Annotated in this window: 24 protein-coding genes and 1 pseudogene; 13 read left to right on the forward strand and 12 right to left on the reverse strand. The window is 71.3% G+C overall.

Features of this window, described 5'->3' with window-relative positions:
- Positions 1–82: 82 nt before the first annotated feature.
- Positions 83–853 (forward strand): group II truncated hemoglobin, encoded by a 771-nt coding sequence (locus tag ACIRD7_RS34510; RefSeq protein WP_403459742.1) that lies wholly within the window; start codon positions 83–85, stop codon positions 851–853.
- 277 nt (positions 854–1,130) lie between these two features.
- Here ACIRD7_RS34510 and ACIRD7_RS34515 read toward each other — a convergent pair whose 3' ends face one another.
- On the reverse strand, positions 1,131–1,514 hold the full coding sequence (locus ACIRD7_RS34515; RefSeq protein ID WP_403459743.1) for a VOC family protein: 384 nt from the start codon (positions 1,512–1,514) through the stop codon (positions 1,131–1,133).
- A 228-nt stretch (positions 1,515–1,742) separates the two neighbouring features.
- Positions 1,743–2,786 (reverse strand): NAD(P)-dependent alcohol dehydrogenase, encoded by a 1,044-nt coding sequence (locus tag ACIRD7_RS34520; protein WP_403459744.1) that lies wholly within the window; start codon positions 2,784–2,786, stop codon positions 1,743–1,745.
- Positions 2,787–2,967: 181 nt separating this feature from the next.
- On the opposite strand from ACIRD7_RS34520, the gene ACIRD7_RS34525 reads away from it, so the two are divergent.
- Positions 2,968–3,909: a helix-turn-helix domain-containing protein gene (locus ACIRD7_RS34525; protein WP_403459745.1), complete on the forward strand. Its 942-nt coding sequence runs from the start codon at positions 2,968–2,970 to the stop codon at positions 3,907–3,909.
- Positions 3,910–3,985: 76 nt separating this feature from the next.
- Here ACIRD7_RS34525 and ACIRD7_RS34530 read toward each other — a convergent pair whose 3' ends face one another.
- The gene (locus ACIRD7_RS34530) at positions 3,986–4,456 is read right to left on the reverse strand and encodes an SRPBCC family protein (RefSeq protein WP_403459747.1); all 471 of its coding nucleotides are present in this window, start codon (positions 4,454–4,456) and stop codon (positions 3,986–3,988) included.
- Between the two features lie 22 nt (positions 4,457–4,478).
- On the opposite strand from ACIRD7_RS34530, the pseudogene ACIRD7_RS34535 reads away from it, so the two are divergent.
- Together ACIRD7_RS34535 and msrA are read left to right on the forward strand one after the other, a co-directional pair.
- Positions 4,479–4,796 (forward strand): annotated as a pseudogene (locus tag ACIRD7_RS34535) (nitrilase-related carbon-nitrogen hydrolase); the annotation flags it as partial.
- Between the two features lie 294 nt (positions 4,797–5,090).
- Positions 5,091–5,603 carry a peptide-methionine (S)-S-oxide reductase MsrA gene (gene msrA, locus ACIRD7_RS34540; RefSeq protein ID WP_403459748.1) on the forward strand — a complete coding sequence of 171 codons (513 nt, stop codon included), beginning with the start codon at positions 5,091–5,093 and terminating at the stop codon, positions 5,601–5,603.
- A gap of 75 nt (positions 5,604–5,678) precedes the next feature.
- Here the strand turns inward: msrA and ACIRD7_RS34545 are convergent, their stop codons facing one another.
- The 3 genes from ACIRD7_RS34545 to ACIRD7_RS34555 all read right to left on the reverse strand — a co-directional run bounded on the left by ACIRD7_RS34545 (position 5,679) and on the right by ACIRD7_RS34555 (position 8,557).
- A complete protein-coding gene (locus tag ACIRD7_RS34545) occupies positions 5,679–6,677 on the reverse strand; it encodes a MerR family transcriptional regulator (RefSeq protein WP_403459750.1) in 999 nt (332 codons plus the stop codon).
- A gap of 3 nt (positions 6,678–6,680) precedes the next feature.
- Positions 6,681–7,352 (reverse strand): HEAT repeat domain-containing protein, encoded by a 672-nt coding sequence (locus ACIRD7_RS34550; protein WP_403459752.1) that lies wholly within the window; start codon positions 7,350–7,352, stop codon positions 6,681–6,683.
- A gap of 86 nt (positions 7,353–7,438) precedes the next feature.
- Positions 7,439–8,557, reverse strand: coding sequence for a hypothetical protein (locus tag ACIRD7_RS34555; protein WP_403459753.1), 1,119 nt, complete (start codon positions 8,555–8,557; stop codon positions 7,439–7,441).
- Between the two features lie 141 nt (positions 8,558–8,698).
- Here ACIRD7_RS34555 and ACIRD7_RS34560 point away from each other — a divergent pair, with 141 nt between their 5' ends.
- Entirely contained in the window at positions 8,699–9,853 is a 1,155-nt protein-coding gene (locus ACIRD7_RS34560; protein ID WP_403459754.1) for a cystathionine gamma-synthase, read from the forward strand.
- A 22-nt stretch (positions 9,854–9,875) separates the two neighbouring features.
- Here the strand turns inward: ACIRD7_RS34560 and ACIRD7_RS34565 are convergent, their stop codons facing one another.
- The 3 genes from ACIRD7_RS34565 to ACIRD7_RS34575 all read right to left on the reverse strand — a co-directional run bounded on the left by ACIRD7_RS34565 (position 9,876) and on the right by ACIRD7_RS34575 (position 11,307).
- Positions 9,876–10,124 (reverse strand): hypothetical protein, encoded by a 249-nt coding sequence (locus ACIRD7_RS34565; RefSeq protein WP_403459756.1) that lies wholly within the window; start codon positions 10,122–10,124, stop codon positions 9,876–9,878.
- Positions 10,121–10,633: a sigma factor-like helix-turn-helix DNA-binding protein gene (locus ACIRD7_RS34570; RefSeq protein WP_403459757.1), complete on the reverse strand. Its 513-nt coding sequence runs from the start codon at positions 10,631–10,633 to the stop codon at positions 10,121–10,123. Before ACIRD7_RS34570 ends, ACIRD7_RS34565 begins: the two co-directional genes overlap by 4 nt.
- 167 nt (positions 10,634–10,800) lie before the next feature.
- The gene (locus ACIRD7_RS34575) at positions 10,801–11,307 is read right to left on the reverse strand and encodes a MarR family winged helix-turn-helix transcriptional regulator (protein WP_403459937.1); all 507 of its coding nucleotides are present in this window, start codon (positions 11,305–11,307) and stop codon (positions 10,801–10,803) included.
- 163 nt (positions 11,308–11,470) lie between these two features.
- Here ACIRD7_RS34575 and ilvA point away from each other — a divergent pair, with 163 nt between their 5' ends.
- From ilvA to ACIRD7_RS34600, 5 genes are all read left to right on the forward strand, one after another.
- Positions 11,471–12,700, forward strand: coding sequence for a threonine ammonia-lyase (ilvA, locus tag ACIRD7_RS34580; protein WP_403459758.1), 1,230 nt, complete (start codon positions 11,471–11,473; stop codon positions 12,698–12,700).
- A gap of 216 nt (positions 12,701–12,916) precedes the next feature.
- Positions 12,917–13,897, forward strand: coding sequence for an ATP-binding cassette domain-containing protein (locus tag ACIRD7_RS34585; RefSeq protein ID WP_403459759.1), 981 nt, complete (start codon positions 12,917–12,919; stop codon positions 13,895–13,897).
- Positions 13,894–14,694 (forward strand): ABC transporter permease, encoded by an 801-nt coding sequence (locus tag ACIRD7_RS34590; protein WP_403459760.1) that lies wholly within the window; start codon positions 13,894–13,896, stop codon positions 14,692–14,694. Before ACIRD7_RS34585 ends, ACIRD7_RS34590 begins: the two co-directional genes overlap by 4 nt.
- A gap of 159 nt (positions 14,695–14,853) precedes the next feature.
- Positions 14,854–15,852: an RNA polymerase subunit sigma-70 gene (locus ACIRD7_RS34595; protein WP_403459761.1), complete on the forward strand. Its 999-nt coding sequence runs from the start codon at positions 14,854–14,856 to the stop codon at positions 15,850–15,852.
- Between the two features lie 5 nt (positions 15,853–15,857).
- Positions 15,858–16,112: a hypothetical protein gene (locus ACIRD7_RS34600; RefSeq protein WP_403459763.1), complete on the forward strand. Its 255-nt coding sequence runs from the start codon at positions 15,858–15,860 to the stop codon at positions 16,110–16,112.
- 81 nt (positions 16,113–16,193) lie between these two features.
- Here ACIRD7_RS34600 and greA read toward each other — a convergent pair whose 3' ends face one another.
- Entirely contained in the window at positions 16,194–16,694 is a 501-nt protein-coding gene (gene greA, locus ACIRD7_RS34605) for a transcription elongation factor GreA (protein ID WP_403459764.1), read from the reverse strand.
- A gap of 211 nt (positions 16,695–16,905) precedes the next feature.
- Positions 16,906–17,304: a DUF4307 domain-containing protein gene (locus ACIRD7_RS34610; protein ID WP_403459766.1), complete on the reverse strand. Its 399-nt coding sequence runs from the start codon at positions 17,302–17,304 to the stop codon at positions 16,906–16,908.
- Between the two features lie 168 nt (positions 17,305–17,472).
- Here ACIRD7_RS34610 and mca point away from each other — a divergent pair, with 168 nt between their 5' ends.
- Complete coding sequence (mca, locus tag ACIRD7_RS34615) at positions 17,473–18,333, forward strand: mycothiol conjugate amidase Mca (protein WP_403459938.1); 861 nt, start codon at positions 17,473–17,475, stop codon at positions 18,331–18,333.
- Entirely contained in the window at positions 18,326–18,580 is a 255-nt protein-coding gene (locus ACIRD7_RS34620; RefSeq protein WP_403459767.1) for a hypothetical protein, read from the forward strand. Before mca ends, ACIRD7_RS34620 begins: the two co-directional genes overlap by 8 nt.
- 27 nt (positions 18,581–18,607) lie before the next feature.
- Here the strand turns inward: ACIRD7_RS34620 and ACIRD7_RS34625 are convergent, their stop codons facing one another.
- The gene (locus ACIRD7_RS34625) at positions 18,608–21,808 is read right to left on the reverse strand and encodes a tetratricopeptide repeat protein (RefSeq protein ID WP_403459769.1); all 3,201 of its coding nucleotides are present in this window, start codon (positions 21,806–21,808) and stop codon (positions 18,608–18,610) included.
- Positions 21,809–22,144: 336 nt separating this feature from the next.
- Here ACIRD7_RS34625 and ACIRD7_RS34630 point away from each other — a divergent pair, with 336 nt between their 5' ends.
- Positions 22,145–24,178 (forward strand): thioredoxin domain-containing protein, encoded by a 2,034-nt coding sequence (locus tag ACIRD7_RS34630; RefSeq protein WP_403459771.1) that lies wholly within the window; start codon positions 22,145–22,147, stop codon positions 24,176–24,178.
- Positions 24,179–24,294: the final 116 nt, after the last annotated feature.

Consider the following 24,294-nt stretch of genomic DNA (forward strand, 5'->3'; position numbering starts at 1 on the left):
CGGAGGTCTCCTCCGGCGGGGCTTTCCGCTGCGAGTCCCCGGAAGACGAGCGTCCGGTCGGATTTCGTGTTTCCGTGAGCCCATGACGGCTCACACGGTCGAATACATCCGGTACCGCATCCCCGAGCAGAAGTCGGCGGAGTTCCTGGCCGCCTACACCCGCGCCGCGACCCAGCTCGCCGCGTCGCCCCACTGTGTCGACTACGAACTCGCCCGCTGCGAGGAGGACTTCGAGCATTTCGTCCTGCGCATCACCTGGACGTCCACGGAGGACCACCTCGAGGGTTTCCGCAAGTCGGAGCTGTTCGCCGACTTCCTCGCCGAGATCCGCCCGTACATCTCGCACATAGAGGAGATGCGCCACTACAAGCCGACGACCGTCCGCGGCGCGGGCGCGTCGGTGCCGACGCTGTACGCCTGGGCGGGCGGGGCGGAGGCGTTCGCCCGCCTGACCTCGGTCTTCTACGACAAGGTGCTCAAGGACGACCTCCTGTCCCCGCTCTTCGCGGGCCTCGACCCGCACCACGCCGAACACGTGGCGCTCTGGCTCGGCGAGGTCTTCGGCGGCCCGCCCGCCTACTCCGAGACCCAGGGCGGCCACGGCCACATGGTCGCCAAGCACATGGGCCGCGGCATCACCGAGACCCAGCGCCGCCGCTGGGTCAACCTCATCCAGGACGCGGCCGACGAGGCGGGCCTGCCGACGGACGCGGAGTTCCGCTCGGCGTTCCTGGCCTATGTGGAGTGGGGGACGCGGCTGGCGGTGTACTTCTCCGGCCCGGACGCGGTGCCGCCCGCGGAGCAGCCGGTGCCGAAGTGGACCTGGGGGGCCGCGCCGCCGTATCAGGGGTGACGGCGTTCGGCGGTCCTGTGTCGCGCCGCCGTATCAGGGGGTGACGGCGTTCGGCGGTCCTGTGCCGCCCCGCCGTATCAGGGGTGACGACGCTCGGCGGTCCGGGGCCGCACCGTCTCCGCCAGGAACTGCTCCCACGTCCGCTTCCCCACCTCGGCCCCCTCCACATGACCGTTGCGCTCCCATCGTGCTCAGGTGTGCCTGCGCCGGTATGACGCCGGGGGGAGCGCGGATGTGACGGGCGGGCGGAGAAGATCCGCCCAGGGCGCCGGATCCCTCAGCCGCCGCTGCCGTACGGCCTCGTCAGGATCTCCAGGTTGTGGCCGTTGGGATCGTCGAAGTAGGCGCCGCGGCCGCCGTCGTTGTGGTTGATCTCGCCGGGCCTGCGGTGGTACGGGTCGGCCCAGTACGTCAGGCCGGCCTGACGTATCCGGCCGAAGATGGTGTCGAAGTCGTCCTCCGACACCAGGAACGCGTAGTGCTGCGGGGTGATCGCGCTGGGCGAGTCCAGGTAGTCCAGGGTCACGCCGTTGGGGATCTCGACCGGGATGAAGGGACCGTACTGCGGGCTCACCTCCAGACCCAGGATGTCGGCGAGGAACCGGGCCGACTCCTTCTTGTCGCGCGCGGCCACGATGGTGTGGTTGAGCTGGACGGTCATCGGGGCTGCCTCCTCGTGTGCACGATCCGGACGGGCTCCTTCACCCCTCACGCTAGGCAGCCCCGCCCGTCGCCACATCGGTCGGAGGGAGGGGGCGGGGGTACTTCTTCGGTACTCCGGCTTCGGTCCGACGCGCGCCCCGCCGAAGCGTGCCGGGGGCCCCGGAGCGGGGGTGGCTCCGGGGCCCTCGGCGGTCCGCGACGAGAGTTTCGCCGGGGAATCGGTGGTTCAGATCGTCGAGGTGTCGATCACGAAGCGGTACCGCACATCGCTGCTGAGCACCCGCTCGTACGCCTCGTTGATCCGGTCGGCGCCGATCAGCTCGATCTCGGCGCCGATGCCGTGCTCCGCGCAGAAGTCCAGCATCTCCTGGGTCTCGCGGATGCCGCCGATGCCCGAACCGGCGAGCGTCTTGCGGCCGCCGATCACCGAGAAGAGGTTGAGGGAGACCGGCTCCTCGGGGGCGCCGACGTTCACGAAGGCGCCGTCCGTCCTGAGCAGGGACAGGAACCGGTCCAGGTTCAGCGGCGCCGACACCGTGGACAGGATCAGGTCGAAGCTGCCGCGCAGCGTCTCGAAGGTCTCGGGGTCGCTGGTGGCGTAGTAGTGGTCGGCGCCCAGCTTCAGGCCGTCGTCCTTCTTGCGCAGGGACTGCGACAGCACGGTCACCTCGGCGCCGAGCGCGTGCGCGATCTTCACGCCCATGTGGCCGAGGCCGCCCATGCCGAGGATCGCGACCTTCTTGCCGGGGCCGGCGTTCCAGTGCCTGAGCGGGGAGTACGTGGTGATGCCGGCGCACAGCAGGGGCGCGGCGACATCCAGGGACAGGCCGTCGGGGATGCGCAGGACGTACTGCTCGTCGACGACGATCTTCTGCGAGTAGCCGCCGTAGGTGGGCTCGCCGTTCTTGTCGACGGCGTTGTACGTGCCGATCATGCCGCCGCCGGTGCAGTACTGCTCCAGACCGGCCTTGCAGTTCTCGCACTCTCGGCAGGAGTCGACCATGCAGCCGACGCCCACGCGGTCTCCGACCTGGTACTTCGTCACACCGGGGCCGACCTGGGAGACGACGCCCGCGATCTCGTGGCCGGGGACCATCGGGAAGATCGCCTCGCCCCAGCCCTCACGGGCCTGGTGGATGTCGGAGTGGCAGATTCCGGCGAACTCGATGTCGATCAGGACGTCGAACTCGCCGACCTCGCGTCGCTCGATGGTCGTGCGCTCCAGCGGAGCCTTGGCGGCAGGTGCTGCGTATGCGGCAACGGTGGTCATGCCGGGGTTCTCCTAGCGTGGGTGTCGCGCCCGGCTGCCTTCTCGTCCAGCTTCCGTCCGGGCACGATGTCAGCCTGCCGATTCGGCCGGAGCTCACCCAGACCTCAGTTGTTCGTACGTCCGTCGTGCCTACCACTGACGGGGACAGGCTCGTGGGCGTACGACAGGGAATACTCGAGGCATGGATGAACAGCCCCGATCCATGGCAGGACCCTCCGCCGACCCGGCCGCGGGGCCCGGCGCCGGCCTGGACCGGCGCGCCGAGCTCAGCGAGTTCCTGCGCACCCGGCGGGCCCGGCTGAAGCCGGAGGACGTGGGGCTGCCCGACTTCGGACGGCACCGCAGGGTGCCGGGACTGCGGCGCGAGGAGCTCGCGCAGCTCGCCGGGGTCTCCGTGGCGTACTACACACGCCTTGAGCAGGGCAACGGGCGCAACGTCTCGGCGGAGGTCCTCGACGCCATCGCGCGGGCGCTGCGCCTGAGCGACGCCGAGCACGCCCACCTCACGCACCTGGCCAAGCCGAAGCAGCACAAGAAGAAGCAGGCCGCCCGCACGGAGCAGGTGCGTCCGGCGCTACGGCAGCTGCTGGACTCGATGGACGGCGTCCCGGCGTACGTCTCGGGCCGGCGCTCGGACATCCTCGCCTGGAACCGGATGGCGGCGGCGGTCTTCGGCGACTGGGCCGAGCTGCCGGCGCCGGAGCGGAACTGGGCGCGGCTGGTGTTCCTGCGGCCCGCATACCGCGAGCTGTTCGTGGAGTGGGAGCAGAAGGCGTCCGACATGGTCGCCTTCCTGCGCATGGACGCGGGCTGCCACCCGGACGACCCGCGGCTGTCCGCCCTCGTCGGCGAACTCTCCGTCAAGAGCGAGGAGTTCCGGCAGCTGTGGGCCACCCATGACGTCAAGGAGAAGGGCTACGGCGTCAAGCGGCTGAGGCATCCGCTGGTGGGCGAGCTGACGCTGAACTTCGAGTCGTTCCGCCTGACGGACGGCACGGAGCAGACCCTGATCACCTACCACCCGGAGCCGGGCTCGCCGTCGGCGGAAGCGCTGCGGCTGCTGGCGAGCTGGGGTACGGATGCGACGAAGGCGGGCACGGGGGCGTCGGCGCCTTCGGCGTGATCTGCCTCCGCTGCCCTGGCTCCGGCCCCTCGACTGCCTCGGCGTGGCCTGCCTCAGCGCCCTCGGGTGATCTGCTTCAGCTGCCCTGGCCCCGGCCCTCGACCGCCGCGGCGATGTCGTCCAGGTCCTTCGCGATGGCCCTGGTCACCGCCCGTGTGCCCAGGCCGCCGAGGATCTTCGCGAGTAGGCCCGCGACGCCGCCGGAGGTCACGGCGGTGAAGGTCATCCGCACGGTCGACGCCGACGGCCCGTCGGCCCGCACCTGCCACTCCGAGATGTAGTGCGTGCCGTGCGACTCCGCCTCCACGACATAGCGCTCGGGCGGCTCGCAGGCCGTCACCCACATCTCCTCGGTGGCCTCCTTGCCGAACATGCGCCGCGTCTCCCGCCACCGCGTGCCCACGCCGAAGGCCCCGCTCGTCAGCACCTCGACGCGTGACACCCCACTGAGCACGCGCTCCATCCCGGCGAGGTCGGTCAGGGCCTCCCACAGCGGCCCCTGTCCCGCCGCGACTCTTCGCTCCACGACGACGCTCTTGCTGGTCATGCCCCCATGAAACCAGCCACCACTGACAACCGCCGCAGATGACTGTGACTGGTGTGACTCCTTACGCTCGAAGGAGCAGGGACGGATTCGGGCGGCTTCCCTGGTCCGTGCCCGTGAGGGCGACGACCTGGTGGTGCTGCCGGAGCTGTGGAGGGCCGGCGCCTGGGCGTACGACCGCCGGGGGAGCGATGCCGAGGGGCTCGACGGCCCCACCGCCGAGGTCATGTCCGCCGCCGCCCGCAAGGCCGGGACCTGGCTCCACGCCGGCTCGATAGTCGAACGCGACGCGGACGGGACGCTCTACAACACCGTTCTCCTTTTCGACCGCACTGGCGGCCTGCGCGGTCACGCCCGACTTGTCGGTGAGGTGCAGCTGATGGTGCGGGGTATCGTCGGGCGCCCTTTTGGTCCGAGGACGATGGTGTCCACCTGGTGGGTACCGTTCTGTCCAAACTCGTAGATCCATCAGGGCGGGAGCGCGCAGTCAGCCCAGGGCCGATCCGTGGCTCTGCCGTCCCGGAACCCGGGGCGGGAGCGGCCGCAGGGCCGACCCCGCGGGGCATGGAATGGCCAGGAACCCTCGCACGTTAGGACAGGTGGGCACCGGATACGGACAAGTGATGGAGGGACCGCGATGGCTGCGCAGACGCAGAGGGCCGTGCTGGCGGGCGGATGTTTCTGGGGGATGGAGGAGCTGATCCGCCGGCTTCCGGGCGTGACGGCTACGCGGGTGGGATACACCGGGGGTGACGTGCCGAACGCCACGTACCGCAACCACGGCACGCACGCGGAGGCCATTGAGATCCTCTTCGACCCCGAGAAGACCGACTTCCGCGCGGTCCTGGAGTTCTTCTTCCAGATCCACGACCCGAGCACCAAGAACCGCCAGGGCAACGACATCGGCCTCAGCTACCGCTCGGCGATCTACTACGTGGACGACGAGCAGAAGCGGATCGCCGAGGACACGATCGCGGATGTGGACGCCTCCGGCCTGTGGCCGGGCAAGGTCGTCACCGAGGTGGAGCCGGTGGGCCCGTTCTGGGAGGCCGAGCCCGAGCACCAGGACTACCTGCAGCGTTACCCGAACGGCTACACCTGCCACTTCCCGCGCCCGGGATGGAAGCTGCCCGCCCGCTCCGAGGGCTGAGCACGCGGCGGCCCGGCGGACGGCGGAGACCGGCCGGCTCAGGCTCCTCAGCCTGACCGGACCGTGCCTCCGCCGTCACCGTGCGTCGCGCAGTCGCAGGAGGTACATCGCCGTCACCGCGACGGCACGGTCCTCGTCCTGCGACAGCTCCGTGAGGGCACGGGAAGCCGTGCTGCCCGTAAGGTCCGCCAGGGCCTGGGTCAGCCGTACGCGCGCCGGCGCCGTGGTGGTGTCGTGGGCCAGGCGGTCGACGAGCCTCGTGGCGACGTCGTCCGCCGTCCCGGCGTCGCTCGCCAGCGTGCTCAACGCGTCCGCCGCGTCGGTGTCGTTCCGTCCGGCCACGATCATGTCGATGAGCGCGGGGACGGCCTCGGCCACGCCACGCGTCCCGAGCGCCAGCGCCGCGTGGCCGCGGACCACGACATCGGGGTGGGCGAGGGCGTCCCGCAGCGGGGCGGTGGCCGCATCACCGGGCATCTCGGCGAGGGACTGGACGGCACGCTCCCGCACCGCGGCCACCGGTGAGCCGAGGCCCTCCGCCAGCAGCGCCGTGCCGCCCTCGCCCGAGCGCGCCAGCGCCCATCGAAGGGCTCCGGCGACAATCGGATCCGTCTCCCTGAGCACCGCCTCGACCAGGACCTCCGCCAGCACCTCGTCGGACGAGGAAAGGACCGCGCGCTGACGCGCGGCAGCGCTCTTCGACGCCAGTGCCTGAAGGAACGCCACGACCTGGAGGACGTCCTCCCACCCGGCGGGTTCCGCCGCATCGATCCGGCTCAGCCGCGTGAGCAGCTCGGTCTCGGCCGCGATGCGTTCGCGCGTCTGACGGATGAGGTCCTCGACGAGCTCCGACGGCGTGAAGCCGGGATCGTCGAGCGCGCGCCCGACCTCCCGCAGCGACAGCCCCAGCGACCTCAGGCTCTCGATGTGGAAGATCCGCCGGATGTCCTCGCCGGAGTACTCCCGATAGCCCGAGCCGCTGCGCCCCGAGGGCCGCAGCAGGCCGAGCGACTCGTAGTGCCGGAGCATGCGGGCACTGACCCCGGAGCGTCGCGCCACCTCACCGATCAACAACTCCTACCGTCCCTCCCGGTCGGCCCCGCCGAGTGCCACGACGCGCTTCGCCTCCTCGACCGCGAACTCGAATCCGGCGTCCGGGTCGCGCAGCAGCCCCTCCGTGGCGAGGGCGTGCGTGCGCACACGCCGGTCAGGGGCGGCCGCGGCCGTCCGCAGAATCGGCACCACGACCTCGCCGAGGGCGACCAGCGCCCGGCTGAGGCTCAGCTGCGTCTCATGCTCACCGCGCCCGAGCTGCGTCGCCAGCACCGCGGCCAGTCCGCTCTCCTCGCCCTCCGGCACGAGGACGACGGCGGCCCGCCAGGCCGTGCGCGCCACCTCGTCGTCGGCGTCGGTCAGCAGCGCCCGGGTGATCGCCGGCCACGCCTGCCGGTCCCCGATCTTGGACAGCGTGTGCAGCGCCTGGCTCCGTGCCTGCGGATGCTCCGAGCGGACCTCGCGCAGCAGCTCCGGGAGCGTCATGGACACCGGATGCCGGGTGAGCGCCCAGGTCAGCATGTCGCGGACGAAGAACTCGGGCTCGATCCCGCATCGCTCGACGAGCTTGTCGACGAAACGCGGATCAGGATGTGAGCCGACCGCCAGAGCCGCCCGCAGCCGTACGGACGAACGGCCGTCCTCCAAGCCCCGAAGCGCTCGTATCGTCTCCGAGTCCTGCCTCGGCATGGTCATCCGGACCACCTCCTCGGCAAGCAGTGAAGACCTTGTCACCGTGTCAAGGTCAAAGGCTCACCGGGTCGGCGGTCCTTCCATGCCGGTCAGTGCGGCAGCGTCGCCGGGCTGCCGCCGTTCGCCTCGTAGCCCGCCACCGCGAGCGCCCGGTAGACCGCGAACTCCGCCGCCGGGTCCGGCGACAGCGTCCAGGGCAGGGCGCCGACGTGGCCGTCGACGTGTATCAGCTGGTCCATGGCCTCCGCCCAGCGCTCGCCCCTGACCAGGAAGAAGACCAGCAGGTGGCGTACGTGCGCCAGCATCGGGTCGTCCGGGCGGGCCGCGTGCACCGTGTACAGGGCGCCGTGGATCGCCTTCGTCACGACCTCGCTCTGGTAGAAGCCGCTGACCAGGTTCACCTCGGGCAGGTGCTCGAACACCGCGAAGAGCGGCATCGCGGCCAGGAGGGAGCCCTGAGGGGCACGGGCCGCCGCGGCTTCCGCGAAGTCGTACGCCAGCTTGCGCGAGCCGTGCCACTTCTCGCACCAGTAGTGCAGGGCCGCCAGGTGCGCGCCCATGTGGGCCGGGGCGCGGTCCAGGATCTTCAGCCAGAGCTGCTCGAACTCCGGGCGGGAATAGGCGAGCCCACGCGCCACCGACAGCTCGACGATGTACGGGATCGGGTCACCGGGGGCCAGCAGCGCCGCCTCGCCGCACGCCGACTTCGCCTCCTCCATGATGATCCGGAACTCGTCCGTGCCGGGCGTCGCCGTGCGCCACGCCTGCTGCACCAGGAACTCCGCGTGCACGGCCGCCCCGCCCGCGTCCTTGGGCTGCTCGGTCCGCCACACCCGCAGCCACTGGCCGCCCGGCGTCTCGCTCACTCCGCCCGGGCGCTGCTGAAGCTCCAGAGCCGCGGCGCCGGCGAAGGCCTGCACGCGCTGCCAGCGCAGCTCGCCCTCCGCCTCCGTGCCGGCCAGCAGCTGGGAGGCCGCGCGGTAGTCCTGGGTGCGCTGCACCAGGTCCAGGACGTCCAGCAGGTCCTGGTCGGGGCCGGGCATGCGGATGTCCAGCTCCTCCTGGCGTACGAAGCCGTAGTTCGCCGGGTCCGCGGCGTCCGGGTGGCCCGCCGGGACCTGCTCGATCATGCCCCGCCTGCGCCGCATGAACGGCACCAGCACGAAGCCGATCATGAGCAGCGCGATCAGGACCCAGAGAATTTCCATGCCTCCAGCGTTCCAGACGCCACCGACAAATGGCCAACGAGGTCGGGGGCTGTGGAAAAACGGTTCCTTGCCCGCTTCGGACCGCGTTCGGAAACCCCGTCGTCCGGCATCCGCCCCGTTCGCGCACTACGCTCGGTGCCCATGAGCGACAGGCACATCAGTCAGCACTTCGAGACCCTCGCGATCCACGCGGGCAACACCGCCGATCCCCTCACCGGCGCGGTCGTCCCGCCGATCTACCAGGTCTCGACCTACAAGCAGGACGGCGTCGGCGGTCTGCGCGGGGGCTACGAGTACAGCCGTAGCGCCAACCCGACCAGGACCGCCCTGGAGGAGAACCTCGCAGCCCTCGAGGGCGGCCGTCGCGGGCTCGCGTTCGCGTCCGGACTGGCGGCCGAGGACTGCCTGTTGCGTACGCTGCTCAGCCCCGGTGACCACGTGGTCATCCCCAACGACGCGTACGGCGGCACCTTCCGGCTGTTCGCGAAGGTCGTCGCGCGGTGGGGGGTGGAGTGGTCGGTCGCCGACACCAGCGACGCCTCCGCGGTGCGGGCCGCCATCACGCCGAAGACCAAGGTGGTCTGGGTGGAGACCCCCTCCAACCCGCTGCTCGGCATCACCGACATCGCCTCCGTCGCGCAGATCGCGCGGGACGCGGGCGCCAAGCTCGTCGTCGACAACACCTTCGCCACGCCCTACCTTCAGCAGCCGCTGTCGCTGGGCGCGGACGTCGTCGTGCACTCGCTGACCAAGTACATGGGCGGGCACTCGGACGTCGTCGGCGGTGCGCTGATCGTCAGCGACCCGGACCTCGGTGACGAACTGGCCTTCCACCAGAACGCCATGGGCGCCGTCGCCGGGCCCTTCGACTCCTGGCTGGTGCTGCGCGGCACGAAGACCCTGTCGGTGCGCATGGACCGGCACAGCGAGAACGCGACGAGGATCGCCGACATGCTGACCCGGCACCCGCGCGTGACGCGCGTTCTGTACCCGGGGCTGCCCGAGCACCCCGGGCACGAGGTCGCCGCCAAGCAGATGAAGACGTTCGGCGGCATGGTCTCCTTCCGGGTCACCGGTGGTGAGGAGGCGGCCGTCGAGGTCTGCAACCGGGCCAAGGTGTTCACGCTCGGCGAGTCCCTGGGTGGCGTCGAGTCCCTCATCGAGCACCCGGGACGGATGACCCACGCCTCGGTCACCGGCTCGGCTCTGGAGGTGCCCGCCGACCTCGTCCGGCTCTCCGTCGGCATCGAGAACGTCGACGACCTTCTCGAGGACCTCCAGCAGGCGCTCGGCTAGAGCGGCGCCCTGCCGGAAGGATTCACCAGCCGGTCAGGGGTGGAGTCGTCTCCGACGGCGGCTCCACCCACGGGCGGGCCGTCAGCGCCCAGACCACGAACGCCACCGTCACCGCGAAGAGCAGCAGCCAGGCCAGTCCCGCGGCGATCTTCCTGCGGCGCCGCACGCGGCCGCCGCGCCGCACGGCCTCCGCGTACAGCTCCGGCGGCACAGAGGGTGGGGTGTGCTCCATGATCCGGCGTGCGGCGGCCTCCCGTTGGGCGCGGTTCACGGTGACACCGCCTTCGCTCCCAGCACGCTCGGCGCGGGATCCCGGGGCGGGTGCAGCAGGGTCGCGGTCGCCCGGTCGCAGATCGCGTGGACGCGCTCCCTCGGCAGGCCGAGCAGGGCCGCCGTCTGTTCCTCGGCGACGCCCTCGTACAGCCGCAGGACCAGGATCAGGCGTTCCTGCGGGGAGAGCCGCGCGAGTGGGCCCTCGGCGCGCCCCCGGGCCCGGCCGAGGGCGGCCGGGCCGCCGTACTGGTGCCAGGCGGCCCGGGAGAAGCGGGTGGCCAGGTACTGGCGGGCGCGGTCGTAGGGGTCCTCGCCGCGCAGCCGGTCCCAGCATGCGTACGTGTGCGCGAGGGACAGCGTCAGCAGGCGCCTCGCGCGCGGGTTGCCGCTCGGCGGCTCGGCGGTGAGCAAGGTGGCGGCATGCAGGAGCCGCCCGGCCGCACCGGCGACGAACGCCTCGAACTCCCGGTCCCGGCGGGCGTCCTGGACCGCTCTTCGTCGTCCCACCGCCCCTCCCGCCTGGCCGCGTCCTGAGGAACCGGTCCGTCCCCGCACCTGACGTGCCGGTCGCGTACGAGGAGGGCCCGGTTTCATATGAGGCCAGCGACGGCCCGGGGTCAAGAGCCGGGAGCGGATCACGCGCACACGTGCGTGCCGGGGCGCCTACGAGAAGCTCAGGTCGCCGCGTTCGGCTCCGCGCCGGAGATGCCCTGCGCCGCCATCCGGGTGGACAGGGCCGTGTTGAAGCGGGTGAGCAGCGCGCAGAACGACTCGCGCTCCTCGGGCGCCCAGTCGTGTGTCAGCTCGGCCATCAACTGTCGCCGGGACGAGCGCACTTCCTCCAGCCGCGACTGCCCGCGCGGCGACAGCTGCAGCACCACCGCGCGGCCGTCCTCGGGGTGCGAGGTCCGCTTGACGAGCCCCGTGTCGACCAGCGGTGCCACCTGCCGGGTGACCGTCGAGGAGTCGATCCCCATGCTCGCCGCGAGCGCCTTGACCCCCATGGGGCCTTCCTTGTCGAGGCGGTTGAGCAGCAGGTATGCGGCGCGGTCCATGGAGTTGCGCACCTGCCCGACCCCACCGAGCCGGGTCTGTTCGGCACGGCGGGCGAACACCGCCACCTCGTGCTGAAGCGTGTCGAGAAGACCGCTGTCAGCGACGGTCGTCATGTCCATCGACATGTCAGGTGTTGTGGGCATGGCCGGAGGCTCACTTCATGAAGGGGGTGCTGGGTTGGGGGACAGGGTACGCGGCCCGGACCCGGGGTGTACCGGGGCTGCGGAAACCCATCTCGGTGCTTGGTCACACCAGGGCCTCGCGCCTGTGAACTGCGAGACTTGTGTCATGAGCTACAGCAAGGCTGACTCCTTGCCGCCCGTCACGCTCGACGACGTACGCGGCGCCCAGAAGATGCTCACGGGCGTGGCGCGGGTGACGGCGATGGAGGGCAGCAGGCACCTGTCCCAGCTGGTCGGCGCGCCCGTGCACTTCAAGTGCGAGAACCTCCAGCGGACGGGCTCGTTCAAGCTGCGCGGCGCCTACGTCCGTATCGCCGGACTGCTTCCGGAGGAGCGCGCGGCGGGGGTCGTGGCGGCCAGCGCCGGCAACCACGCGCAGGGAGTCGCGCTCGCGTCGTCGCTGCTCGGCGTGCACTCGACGGTCTTCATGCCGAAGGGCGCCCCGCTGCCGAAGATCAGCGCGACCCAGGACTACGGCGCCGAGGTGCGCCTGCACGGGCAGGTGGTCGACGAGACGCTGGCCGCGGCGCAGGAGTACGCGCACGAGACGGGCGCGGTCTTCATCCACCCCTTCGACCACCCCGACGTCATCGCGGGCCAGGGCACGGTCGGACTGGAGATCCTGGAGCAGTGCCCGGAGGTGCGCACGATCGTCGTCGGCATCGGCGGCGGAGGGCTCGCGGCCGGCATCGCGATGGCGGTGAAGTCGCTGCGGCCCGATGTGCGGATCGTCGGCGTGCAGGCGGAGGGTGCCGCGGCCTACCCGCCCTCCCTCGCGGCCGGGCGTCCGGTGGCGCTGGAGAACCCGGCGACGATGGCCGACGGCATCAAGGTCGGCCGGCCCGGTGACGTGCCGTTCGGGATCGTCGGCGAACTGGTGGACGAGGTCCGCACGGTCACCGAGGACGAGCTGGCCACGGCCCTGCTGCTCTGCCTGGAGCGGGCCAAGCTGGTCGTCGAACCGGCCGGGGCCAGCCCGGTCGCGGCGCTGCTGAGCGACCCCGGCGCTTTCGAGGGACCGGTCGTCGCGGTGCTGTCCGGCGGGAACGTCGACCCGGTGCTGCTGGAGCGTGTGCTGCGGCACGGCATGGCCGCGCAGGGCCGCTACCTGGCCGTACGGCTGCGGCTGACGGACCGGCCGGGCGCGCTCGCGACGCTTCTCGGGGTGTTGTCAGTGGTGGACGCTAACGTCCTCGACGTGAGCCACGTACGGACCGACCCACGGCTCGGGCTCACGGAGGCGGAGGTCGAGCTGCACTTGGAGACGAAGGGCCGCAGGCACTGCGTCGAGGTCGGCCAGGCCCTGCGCGAGGCGGGCTACACGGTCATCGACTGAGCGGCGCGAGCCCGCCCGGCGTCCGCGCCGCGGACGAAAAGACCATGGCTGCGGACGAGAAGGCCAGGTCAGAGGCTCTTTGTCACTCATTCGAGCAAGTCTGTTGAGAGACGCGATACATCGCGTTATGGTGTGTCTCGTAAATCCGCAGCCGAGCGCAACGAAAAGTGCAAACCTAGGGCTTCCCGAAGCTTCCCCCATGACGTGGAGACTCATATGCCAGGCGCCATCTATGCCGAAGGCCTGGTGAAGACCTTCGGCGACGTAAAGGCCTTGGACGGTGTCGACCTCGATGTCCCGGAGGGCACCGTCCTCGGTCTCCTCGGGCCGAATGGCGCGGGCAAGACGACCACCGTCCGCTGTCTGACCACCCTGCTGCGGCCGGACAGCGGCTCGGCCGTCGTCGCGGGCATCGACGTACTCAAGCAACCCGACGCCGTGCGGCGCTCGATCGGCCTGTCCGGCCAGTTCGCCGCGGTCGACGAGTATCTGACCGGCCGGGAGAACCTCCAGATGGTCGGCCAGCTCTACCAGATGAAGGCGAAGGCGGCGAAGGCCCGCGCGGTCGAGCTGCTGGAGCAGTTCGACCTGGCCGACGCCGCCGACCGGCCCACGAAGACCTACTCCGGAGGCATGCGCCGCCGGCTCGACCTCGCGGCGGCCCTCGTTGTCTCGCCGCCCGTGATGTTCATGGACGAGCCGACCACCGGCCTCGACCCGCGCAACCGCCAGCTCCTGTGGGAGGTCATCAAGCGGCTGGTCTCCGGCGGCACGACGCTGCTGCTGACCACCCAGTACCTGGAGGAGGCCGACCACCTCGCCCATGACATCGCTGTCGTCGACCACGGCCGCGTCATCGCCACGGGCACCTCCGACCAGCTCAAGGCCCGCACCGGTGGCGAGCGCGTCGAGGTCGTGGTGCACGAGCGCGAGGACATACAGGGCGCGTCCGAGGTCCTGAGCGGCTTCGGCAAGGGCGAGACCACGGTCGAGGAGCACATGCGCAAGCTCACCGTGCCGGTGACCGGTGGCGCGAAGCTCCTGGCCGAGGTCATCCGCGAGCTCGACACCCGGGGCATCGAGATCGACGACATCGGTCTGCGCCGTCCCACCCTCGACGATGTGTTCCTGTCCCTGACGGGCCATACGGCCGAGGTCAAGGACGAGGCGACCGACGACAAGGAGCCCGCGAAGTGAGCGCCCTCAATGATTCCGCGGTCATCGCCCGCAGGAACCTGATCCGCATGGGCCGGATTCCCGAGATGCTCATCTTCGGGCTCATCCAGCCGATCATGTTCGTGGTGCTGTTCACCTACGTCTTCGGCGGCTCGATCCAGGTGGGCTCGTCCAGCTCCACCCAGGCCTACCGCGAGTTCCTGATGGCCGGCATCTTCGCCCAGACCGTCACGTTCGCCACGGCGGGTGCGGGTGCGGGCATCGCCGACGACATGCACAAGGGCCTCATCGACCGCTTCCGCTCCCTGCCGATGGCTCGGGGTGCGGTGCTGACCGGGCGGACCTTCGCCGACCTGGTGCAGACGGCGCTCACCCTGGTCGTCCTCGCGGTCGTCGCCCTGATCGTCGGCTGGCGCACGCACGAGAACCTCGGCAAGGTGCTCGCCGGCTTCGGGCTGCTCCTGCTGCTCGGTTACGCGTTCTCCTGGATCGGCGCCCTCATCGGCCTGTCCGTCCGCACCCCGGAAGCGGCGACCTCGGGCGGCCTGATCTGGCTGTTTCCGCTGACGTTCATCTCGAACGCCTTCGTGGACGCCAACCAGATGCCCACCTTCCTGCGGCACATCGCGGAGTGGAACCCGTTCAGCGCCACGGTGCAGGCGTGCCGCGAGCTGTTCGGCAACCTTCCGCCGGGCTTCAAGACGCCCGAGGCCTGGCCCATGCAGCACCCCGTGTGGGCCTCGCTGATCTGGTCGGTCGTGATCATCCTGGTCTTCCGCACCCTCGCGGTCCGCAAGTACCGCCGGGCGACGGGCTGACGGTCATCCGGATGCGCACGTCAAGGCCCCTCCACCACGGAGGGGCCTTCTTGCTGTGCGGGCATGAGGCCTCGGGACCCGACGGACGCGAGTGATGAGATTCCGCGCCCGCACCCGTCACACCTACGACGGGACAGGACGAGGCGGAAGGATGACGTGATGAGTGCGGACACGCGGCTGGAGGAGCTGGGCGTGAGCGATCTGAGCGAGGTCGACGAGTCGGCGTTCGAGGGGCTGACGGAGCGGCACCGTCGGGAGCTGCACGTGCACTGCTACCGGATGCTCGGGTCGTTCGAGGACGCCGAGGACACCGTGCAGGAGACGTTCCTGCGTGCCTGGCGGCGACGGGAGACCTTCGAGGGGCGCTCGACCTTCCGGGCCTGGCTGTACCGGATCGCCACCAACGCCTGCCTGGACCTGCTCGCCAAACGCCGCCCGGAGCCGGCGACCGGCGGCGAGGTGCCGTGGCTGCAGCCCTACCCGGACCGGCTGCTCGACGAGCTGCCCGCGGGCGACGCGGACGAGCCGGAGAGCCTCGCCGTCGCGCGCGAGACGATCGAGCTGGCGTACCTGGTCGCGGTCCAGCACCTCGCGCCGCGCCCACGGGCCGTACTGATCCTGCGGGACGTGCTCGGCTGGCCGGCCAAGGAGGTCGCGCAGCTCCTCGGGGACTCCGTCAACTCCGTGAACAGCGCGCTGCAACGGGCCCGCGCCGGCCTGCGGGAGCACCTGCCCGCCGAGCGGCAGGACTGGACCGGCGGCGAACAGGACGCCGGGACGCGTGAACTGGTGCGCCGCTACACCGACGCCAGCGTGGCCACGGACATCCCGGCGCTCGCCTCGATGCTGCGGGACGACGTCCGCTGCTCGATGCCGCCCACGCCGGGCCTGTACGTCGGCCGCGACACGGTGGTGAAGTACTGGGTCGAGAGCGGCTTCGAGGGCATGAAGGGCCTGCGCGCCATCCCGACCTCCGTGAACCGGCAGCCCGCCCTCGCCTTCTACCACTGGCGGCAGCGGGAGGGCGCGTACCTGCCGCTGACCATCGACGTCCTGCGCGTCACCGGCGGGGCGATCGCCGAGATCATCACGTTCCACGACGACCGGTTCCCGCGCCTGGAGCTGCCGGAGCGCCTGCCGGCGGACGGCACGGAGTAACCCCGGTGCGTACCCTCGCGCTGCGCGGCGGAGCGCGTGTCGCGGTGATCGAGGCGGAGTGGTACGACGCGTTCGGCGTCGTCACCCGCGGCCGGGTGCAGCTGGAGCTGCGCGACGGCGAACCCGGGCCGGTCCTCGGGCGCGGGGCCGGGTTCTGGCTGCGCGGCACCGGCGTCCGCGCCCTGCGGAACCCCGGCCGTCGCACGGCGAGGGTGCGCGTCGTCAGCCCCGGGGCCTGGGACCGCTCCGCGACGGCATGACGAAGCCCCCGGCGCCGTGCGGCTGCCGGGGGCTCGCGGGAAAAAGCCGGTTCCGCCGGTCCTGGCGGTCCTGGGGCCGGGTCAGCCGTTGTAGGGCTCGGCCTTGAGGATCTTCACCGAGGCCGTCTTGCCGTTGGGCAGCTCGTACTCGGCGTCCTCGCCGACCTTGTGGCCGATCACGCCGGAGCCCAGCGGGGACTGCGGCGAGTAGGTCTCGATGTCGGCGCTCGCGTACTCGCGGGAGGCGAGCAGGAAGGACAGGGTGTCGTCCTCGTCACCGTCGAAGGCGATCGTCACGACCATGCCGGGGGCCACCGCACCGTCCGCCGACGCCGGCGCCTCGCCGACCTTGGCGTTCTCCAGGAGCTGGGTCAGCTGGCGCACACGGAGCTCCTGCTTGCCCTGCTCCTCCTTGGCCGCGTGGTACCCGCCGTTCTCGCGCAGGTCGCCCTCCTCGCGCGCGGCCGCGATCTTGGCGGCGATCTCCGTGCGCGCAGGACCAGACAGGTACTCCAGCTCGGCCTTGAGCTGGTTGTACGCCTCCTGGGTCAGCCAGGTGACGTTCTCGCTGGTCTGGGTCACAGGTGCTCCTCGTAGGTACTGGGAATACAAAGCATCGCCCTACCCAGAAGGATGTTCCTTCATGGATGGGCGAAACCACGAGCCTAACAATTCAATGGCCGAAGGGGGAGGACATAAGCCATCAGAATCACATCAACGCAGGTCAGCGCTTACGTATTCAGGACGAATCCGGTCGGTGTCGACCAAGTACGGTCGGATCCGGGCGACTGGATCAGTTGGGGTGGCAGCCGAGCAGCTCGGCGGTGGTGCCCTGGGACGTCGTACGGAGCGTGACGACCTTGTCGATGCGGGTGGCGTCGCCGTCGAAGCGGAAGTCCGCCCGGCCCACCTCGGCGCCGCTCTCCGCCTGGGAGCGCAGCGTGCAGTAGCCGGAGGCGCCGGCGTCCTTGCGGACCTCCAGATGCACCTTCACCGCGTCCTTGCCCGCGTCGAACTCGATCACCTCGGCGCTGATCTCGTTCTGGCCGACGTAGTGGTAGCCGAAGTAGCCGATCACCGCCAGCAGCAGCGCCCCGAGGACGGCGCCGACGACCTTGAGCGTGCGGTCGGCGCGTGCGTCCGAGGAGCGGCCGTAGCGGCCCTCGGGCAGCCGCGTGCTCGCGGTACTCATGATCGTCCTCTCGGTCGGGGCGGGACGGAAGTCCCGAAACGGGGCCCGCGGCCCGTACCGCGGAATTATCCGCCCCCCGATTCGGTCACTATAGAAGCCGCCGATCGCGCCGGTTCACACCGGGCGCCGACACACGAGGATTGAGTCTTGACTGACCAGCTGCGACTGATGGCAGTGCACGCCCACCCCGACGACGAGTCGAGCAAGGGCGCCGCGACCATGGCGAAGTACGTGTCCGAGGGGGTGGACGTGCTGGTCGTGACCTGCACGGGCGGGGAGCGCGGCTCCATCCTCAATCCGAAGCTTCAGGGCGACAAGTACATCGAGGAGCACATCCACGAGGTACGCAAGAAGGAGATGGACGAGGCCCGCGAGATCCTCGGCATCAAGCAGGAGTGGCTCGGCTTCGTCGACTCCGGCCTGCCCGAGGGCGACCCGCTGCCGCCGCTGCCCGAGGGCTGCTTCGCCCTGGAGGACGTCGACAAGGCGGCCGGCGAGCTGGTGAAGCAGATCCGTTCGTTCCGTCCGCAGGTGATCACCACCTACGACGAGAACGGCGGCTACCCGCACCCCGACCACATCATGACCCACAAGATCTCGATGGTGGCCTTCGAGGGCGCGGCCGACGCCGAGAAGTACCCGGAGGCCGAGTTCGGCCCGGTGTACCAGCCGCAGAAGCTCTACTACAACCAGGGCTTCAACCGCCCCCGCACCGAGGCGCTGCACCAGGCGATGCTGGACCGGGGCCTGGAGTCGCCGTATGCCGACTGGCTCAAGCGCTGGGACGAGTTCGGCATGAAGCAGCGCACGCTCACCACCCATGTCCCGTGCGGTGACTTCTACGAGATCCGCGACAAGGCCCTGATCGCGCACGCCACGCAGATCGACCCCGACGGCGGCTGGTTCCGCGTCCCGCTGGACCTTCAGAAGGAGGTCTGGCCGACCGAGGAGTACGAGCTCGCGAAGTCCCTCGTCGATACCTCCCTCCCCGAGGACGACCTCTTTGCGGGCATCCGCGACAATGCCTGACATGAGCGCAAGCGCAAGCCTGGCAATGACACAGCTCGCCACCCTCGCCAAGGAGGTGGACGAGGACAAGGTCACCCCCGGCGTCCTCGGCTTCATCGTCTTCGCGGTGATGGCCCTGGCGGTGTGGGCCCTGATGAAGTCCATGAACCGCCACATGAGCAGGGTCGACTTCACCGAGTCCCCGGACCCGAAGGCGGAGTCCGCGACGAGCGCGGACGCGAGCGGCGCGGCGAAGCCGCAGGGCTGAGCGCGCGGGCGCGGGGTCCGGCACCCGTCAGTGCCGGGCCGCTGCCGCCACCCCCATCACCTCCCGGGCGTGGCGGTTCGGCACCATGCCGAGCCGCCAGGCCTGCCATCCCGCCTCCAGGTTCACGCCGCGTTCGAGCAGCAGCTGGTACGCCTCCACGTAGTCGTCCAGCTTCGTGTCCCGCAGCGGATGACCGGTGCGGGACAGCTGGGCCAGTTCCTCCTGGGCCACCGCCGTGCCCACCTCGACACCGCCGGGCGCGGCGTACGGCAGCAGCGTGCAGCGCAGGAAGCGGGCCCAGTCCTCGCCGCGCCGGTCACCGTAGGACGCGAACAGCCCGATCGCGTCGTCGCACAGCGTCAGCGCCTGCTGCGTACGGGTGTTCCCGGCGTCCACCACCGCCAGCTCCAGGCACGTCCACGCCTCGCCGTGCGCGACGCCGATGCGCTGGAAGTCGGCGCGGGCGTCCACCAGGAGCTGGCGGGCGAAACCGGAGTTGCGCAGGGAGCCCGTCTGCGCGGCCCGCTGGTCGCGGGTGACCCGCGCCGAGTGGTGCCGGGCGCAGGCGAGGCCGTAGACGTCCCGCATCCGGGAGAACATCGTGCGTGAGCGCTCCAGCTCCCGGACCGCGATATCCAGGTTGCCGGTCTCCTCCAGGGCCTGGCCCAGGTAGTAGAGCGACCAGGCCTCGCCGCGCGCGTCCTCGTTGTCGCGGTGGCGGGCGGCCGCCTGGCGCAGGCCGTCCACCGCCGGGGACGGATCGCCGGCGACCAGCCGGGCCCGGGACAGCTGGGTCATGGCCCACGCCTCGCCGCGGGCGTCACGGGTGCGGCCGTACAGCTCGAGAGCCGTCCGCAGGTCCTCCTCGGCCCGCGCGACGTCACCCATCCGCAGGCCCAGCTGGCCCAGCTGGAAGTGGGCCCACGCCTCGCCGTGCAGTGACTCGCCGGACCGGTGCAGGGACAGGGACTCGGTCAGCAGGCCCAGGGACTCCGCGACCCGGCCCCGGTCCCGCTCCACCGCCGCCAGCGCGTGCATGGTCCAGGCGCGGTCCGTCGCCAGTTCGGGCGCCGACTGCAGGTCCAGGGCCTCGCGGAGCTTCGTCGCCGCCTCGGTGAGGTTGCCCTGGTGGTGCAGGGTGATGCCGAGGGAGCACAGCGCGCGGGCCGCGCCCGCGTCGTGCTGGGCCTCCATGTAGAGCTCGACCACCGAGGTCAGGGTGGTGCGGGCCTTGTCCAGTTCGCCGAGCTGGCGGGCCGCGATGCCGGTGCGCCACTGCACCGAGCGGACTAGCAGGCCCTTGTCCACGGCCTGCGCCAGTTCGCTGATCTCGCCGAGCCGGTAGAGGTCGCCGCGCAGCAGGCAGTAGTCGCACAGCGCGCCCAGCAGGTTCAGCACCGCCGCCTGGTTGGCGTCCTCGGCGTGCCGGAGCGCCGCCGTGATGAAGCTCGACTCGTCGTCCAGCCAGCGCAGCGCGTCGTCCAGCGAGGTGAAGCCGTGCGGGCTGAAGCGGTCCGAGCGGGTCGACATGTTGCCGTCGACCAGCCGCAGGACCGATTCGGCGAGATCGGCGTAGTTCACGATCAGCCGCTCCTGCGCCGCCGTGCGCTCGGCGGGGTCCTCCTCGTCGAGGAGGCGGGCCTGGGCGAAGGCGCGGACCAGGTCGTGCAGGCGGTAGCGGTTGCCGCGCACATGGTCGACCAGGCCCGACCGGGCCAGCTCCACCAGATGGCGGGTCGCCTCCGCCTCGTCGGTGGCCAGCAGCGCCGCCGCGGCTGCCGCGCCCAGCGAGGCCCGGCCCGCGAGCGCCAGCCTGCGCAGCAGCCGCCGGGCCGCCTCCGACTGGTCGGTGTAGCGAAGCCACAGCACCCGCTCGATCGGCTCCACCGGGCCGTACGCGCCCAGGTCGGTGGCCAGCGTGCGCGGTGAGCGCGGGCCCAGCGCCGAGCCCGCGATGCGCAGCGCCAGCGGCAGCCCGCCGCACAACGTGCGGATCTCGTCGGCGGATTCGGCGTCGTAGGGGCCCGAGGAGTCCTGCGCCGCCGCCGACAGCAGTTCCTCCGCGCCCGGCGCGTCCAGCGTCCGCACCGGCAGTTGGTGCACCCAGGCGGCGAGGTCCTCGGGCAGGTCGAGCGGCTCGCGCGCGGTGACCAGGACCAGGCTGTCGGAGCGCTCGGGGACGAGGGTGCGGACCTGCTGCGCGTCCGAGGCGTCGTCCAGTACGACGGTGACCGGGAGCCCGGTGAGGTGCTGGTGGTAGAGCTCGCTCAGCCGCTTGACCTGCTGGTCCGCCGACGAGCGCTCGCGGAAGAGCAGTTGCTCGCGCGGGGCGCCCAGCCGGTTCAGCAGATGCAGCAGCGCGTCGCGCGTCGACAGCGGCGGCTCCTCGGTGGTGTCGCCGCGCAGGTCCACCACGCACGCGCCGCGGAACTGGTCCTTCAGGTCGTGCGCCGCGCGGACCGCCAGGGCGGTACGGCCGCTGCCGGGCGCGCCGTGCAGGACGACGACCGTCGGCCTGGTCTCCGTACTCGCGCGGGCCGCGTGCACCCACTGCCGGATGCGAGCCATCTCCTGCCGGCGCCCCGCGAACGGGCCCATCGGCTCCGGGAGTTGCCCGAACGACTGCTCCAGCACGCTGCGGCCGCGCGCCGCGGCGCTCTTGTCGGCGCCCCGCAGCCGCGGGGACGTCTTCTTCGGGCCGGTGGACGCGCTGAGCACCCGCTGCTGGTCGAGGAAGGGTCGGATACCGCGTACCTCCAGCGCCGTCAGCCACTGCAGGCGCAGCTGTTCCGGGCCGCCGGGCTGGCCGGCCGCGCCCGCGCGGTGATGCGCGGCGGGCAGATGCGTGCCGGCCACCTTCGCGACGGTCGCGGCCGCGCCGACGACGCCCACGGTGACGCCCGCGCCCACCGCGGTGGTCGCCCCGGTGCCGAGCGCCAGGTCGGACACGACGGCGGCGAGCGCGGCGACGCCCGCCACCATCAGCGGGGTGGCGCCGCCCTCACGGGCGAAGCGCTGCCCGAACGTCAGCCGGCCGGCCTCCGCCTCCTCCAGCGCCCGCGTATACGCCTCGTACTCCTCGGCCGACGCCTGCGCCATCTCGTCCAGCGCGCCGCGCGCCCGCGACAGCAGCACCTGCCCGTCGATGCGGCCACCCGAGCGCCGCACCTCCTCCTCAACGGCCCGAGCCAACAGCCGCTCGGCCTCAGTCCGATGGCTGTCCCGCATGTGACGTCCCCCTCCGGCGGCAATGGCGTTCTTGGTCAAGTGTGCTGCGGACGGGGCGTTGTGGGGAGAGGGCCGGGTGGTCGTGGGGAGGACGAGTGGGGTTCGGCAGCCCTTCGACGTCGGTCAATTGGCGCGGAGGGAGGCTGTGGCCATGGTGATCGCGCACACGACAGGGAAAGGCCGGGGGAGAATGGATTCTGCCCGCGGACGGGCGACAGCCGCATCGCCTACCTCGATGTGATCAGCGCACCGGACAGGGGCACGGGAAAACTCAAGGTCACCGTGTGGGAGACGCCTGACGTCCGACCGGCGGGGTACTGCGGCAGGATGGACTCCATGCCGAACCGACTGGCTCACGAGACGTCCCCCTACCTGCTCCAGCACGCGGACAACCCGGTCGACTGGTGGCCGTGGTCGGCCGAGGCCTTCGAGGAGGCCCGCAAGAGCGGCAAACCGGTCCTGCTCAGCGTCGGCTACAGCAGCTGTCACTGGTGTCACGTCATGGCACACGAGTCCTTCGAGGACCAGGAGACCGCCGACTACCTCAACGCCCACTTCGTCAGCGTCAAGGTCGACCGCGAGGAACGCCCCGACGTGGACGCCGTCTACATGGAGGCCGTGCAGGCCGCCACGGGCCAGGGCGGCTGGCCGATGACCGTGTTCCTCACGGCGGACGCCGAGCCCTTCTACTTCGGCACCTACTTCCCGCCCGCGCCCCGGCAGGGCATGCCGTCCTTCCGGCAGGTCCTGGAGGGCGTGCGCAGCGCGTGGACCGACCGGCGGGACGAGGTCGCCGACGTCGCGGGGAAGATCGTGCGGGACCTCGCCGGGCGGGAGATCTCCTACGGCGGGCCCGAGGCGCCCGGTGAGCAGGAGCTGTCGGCGGCGCTGCTCGGGCTCACCCGGGAGTACGACCCGCAGCGGGGCGGATTCGGCGGGGCACCGAAGTTCCCGCCGTCCATGGTGATCGAGTTCCTGCTGCGGCATCACGCGCGGACCGGCGCCGAGGGCGCGCTGGAGATGGCTCGGGACACCAGCGAGCGGATGGCCCGCGGCGGCATCTACGACCAGCTCGGCGGTGGCTTCGCCCGGTACTCCGTCGACCGCGACTGGGTCGTGCCGCACTTCGAGAAGATGCTGTACGACAACGCCCTGCTCTGTCGCGTGTACGCGCACCTGTGGCGCTCCACCGGCTCCGGGCTGGCCCGGCGCGTCGCGCTGGAGACGGCCGACTTCATGGTGCGCGAACTGCGCACCGCCGAGGGCGGGTTCGCCTCCGCGCTCGACGCCGACAGCGACGACGGCACCGGCAGGCACGTCGAGGGCGCGTACTACGTGTGGACGCCGGAGCAGTTGCGCGAGACCCTCGGCGACGACGACGCCGAACTCGCCGCACGGTACTTCGGGGTGACCGAGGAGGGCACGTTCGAACACGGCGCCTCCGTCCTCCAGCTCCCCTTGCAGGACGGCCTGTTCGACGCCGAGAAGATCGCCTCCGTACGGCGGCGGCTGCTCGACCGGCGTGCCGAGCGCCCCGCCCCCGGCCGTGACGACAAGATCGTCGCCGCCTGGAACGGCCTCGCGATCGCCGCCCTCGCGGAGACCGGCGCCTACTTCGACCGCCCGGACCTCGTGGACGCCGCGCTCGGCGCCGCCGACCTCCTGGTCCGGCTGCACCTCGACGACCACGCCCGCCTCGCCCGCACCAGCAAGGACGGCCAGGTCGGCGCCAACTCGGGGGTGCTGGAGGACTACGCCGACGTCGCCGAGGGCTTCCTCGCGCTCGCGTCCGTCACCGGCGAGGGCGTGTGGCTGGACTTCGCCGGGTTCCTGCTCGACCACGTCCTCGCCCGCTTCGTCGACGAGGAGTCCGGCGCCCTGTACGACACGGCGGCCGACGCCGAGCGGCTGATCCGGCGCCCGCAGGACCCCACCGACAACGCCGCCCCCTCCGGCTGGACCGCGGCGGCCGGCGCCCTGCTGAGCTACGCCGCCCAGACCGGCGCCGAGCCCCACCGCACGGCCGCCGTGCGGGCGCTCGGCGTCGTCAAGGCCCTCGGCCCGCGCGTCCCGCGCTTCATCGGCTGGGGGCTGGCGGTCGCCGAGGCCAACCTCGACGGCCCGCGCGAGGTGGCGATCGTAGGCCCGAGCCTGGATGACAAGGCGACAAAGGTCCTGCACCGTACGGCACTTCTGGGCACCGCGCCCGGAGCGGTGGTGGCCGTGGGGACTGCGGACAGTGACGAACTGCCGCTCCTCGCCGACCGTCCGCTCGTCGGCGGTGAACCGGCCGCGTACGTCTGCCGTAACTTCACATGTGACGCGCCGACGACCGATCCGGAGCGGCTGAGCGCGGCTCTGCGGAGCTGACGCGGCGAAACGGCGGCGGAGGGCGTCGTTCCGTGCGCCCAAATTGGGTGTGTGTTCGGATAGATCGCGCTTTCCGACGCACCGTTCCGAAACAAGCTATTTATCGGAAGAGCCCT

The sequence above is a fragment of the Streptomyces sp. NPDC093568 genome, assembly GCF_044764945.1.
Classification (GTDB): Bacteria; Actinomycetota; Actinomycetes; order Streptomycetales; family Streptomycetaceae; genus Streptomyces.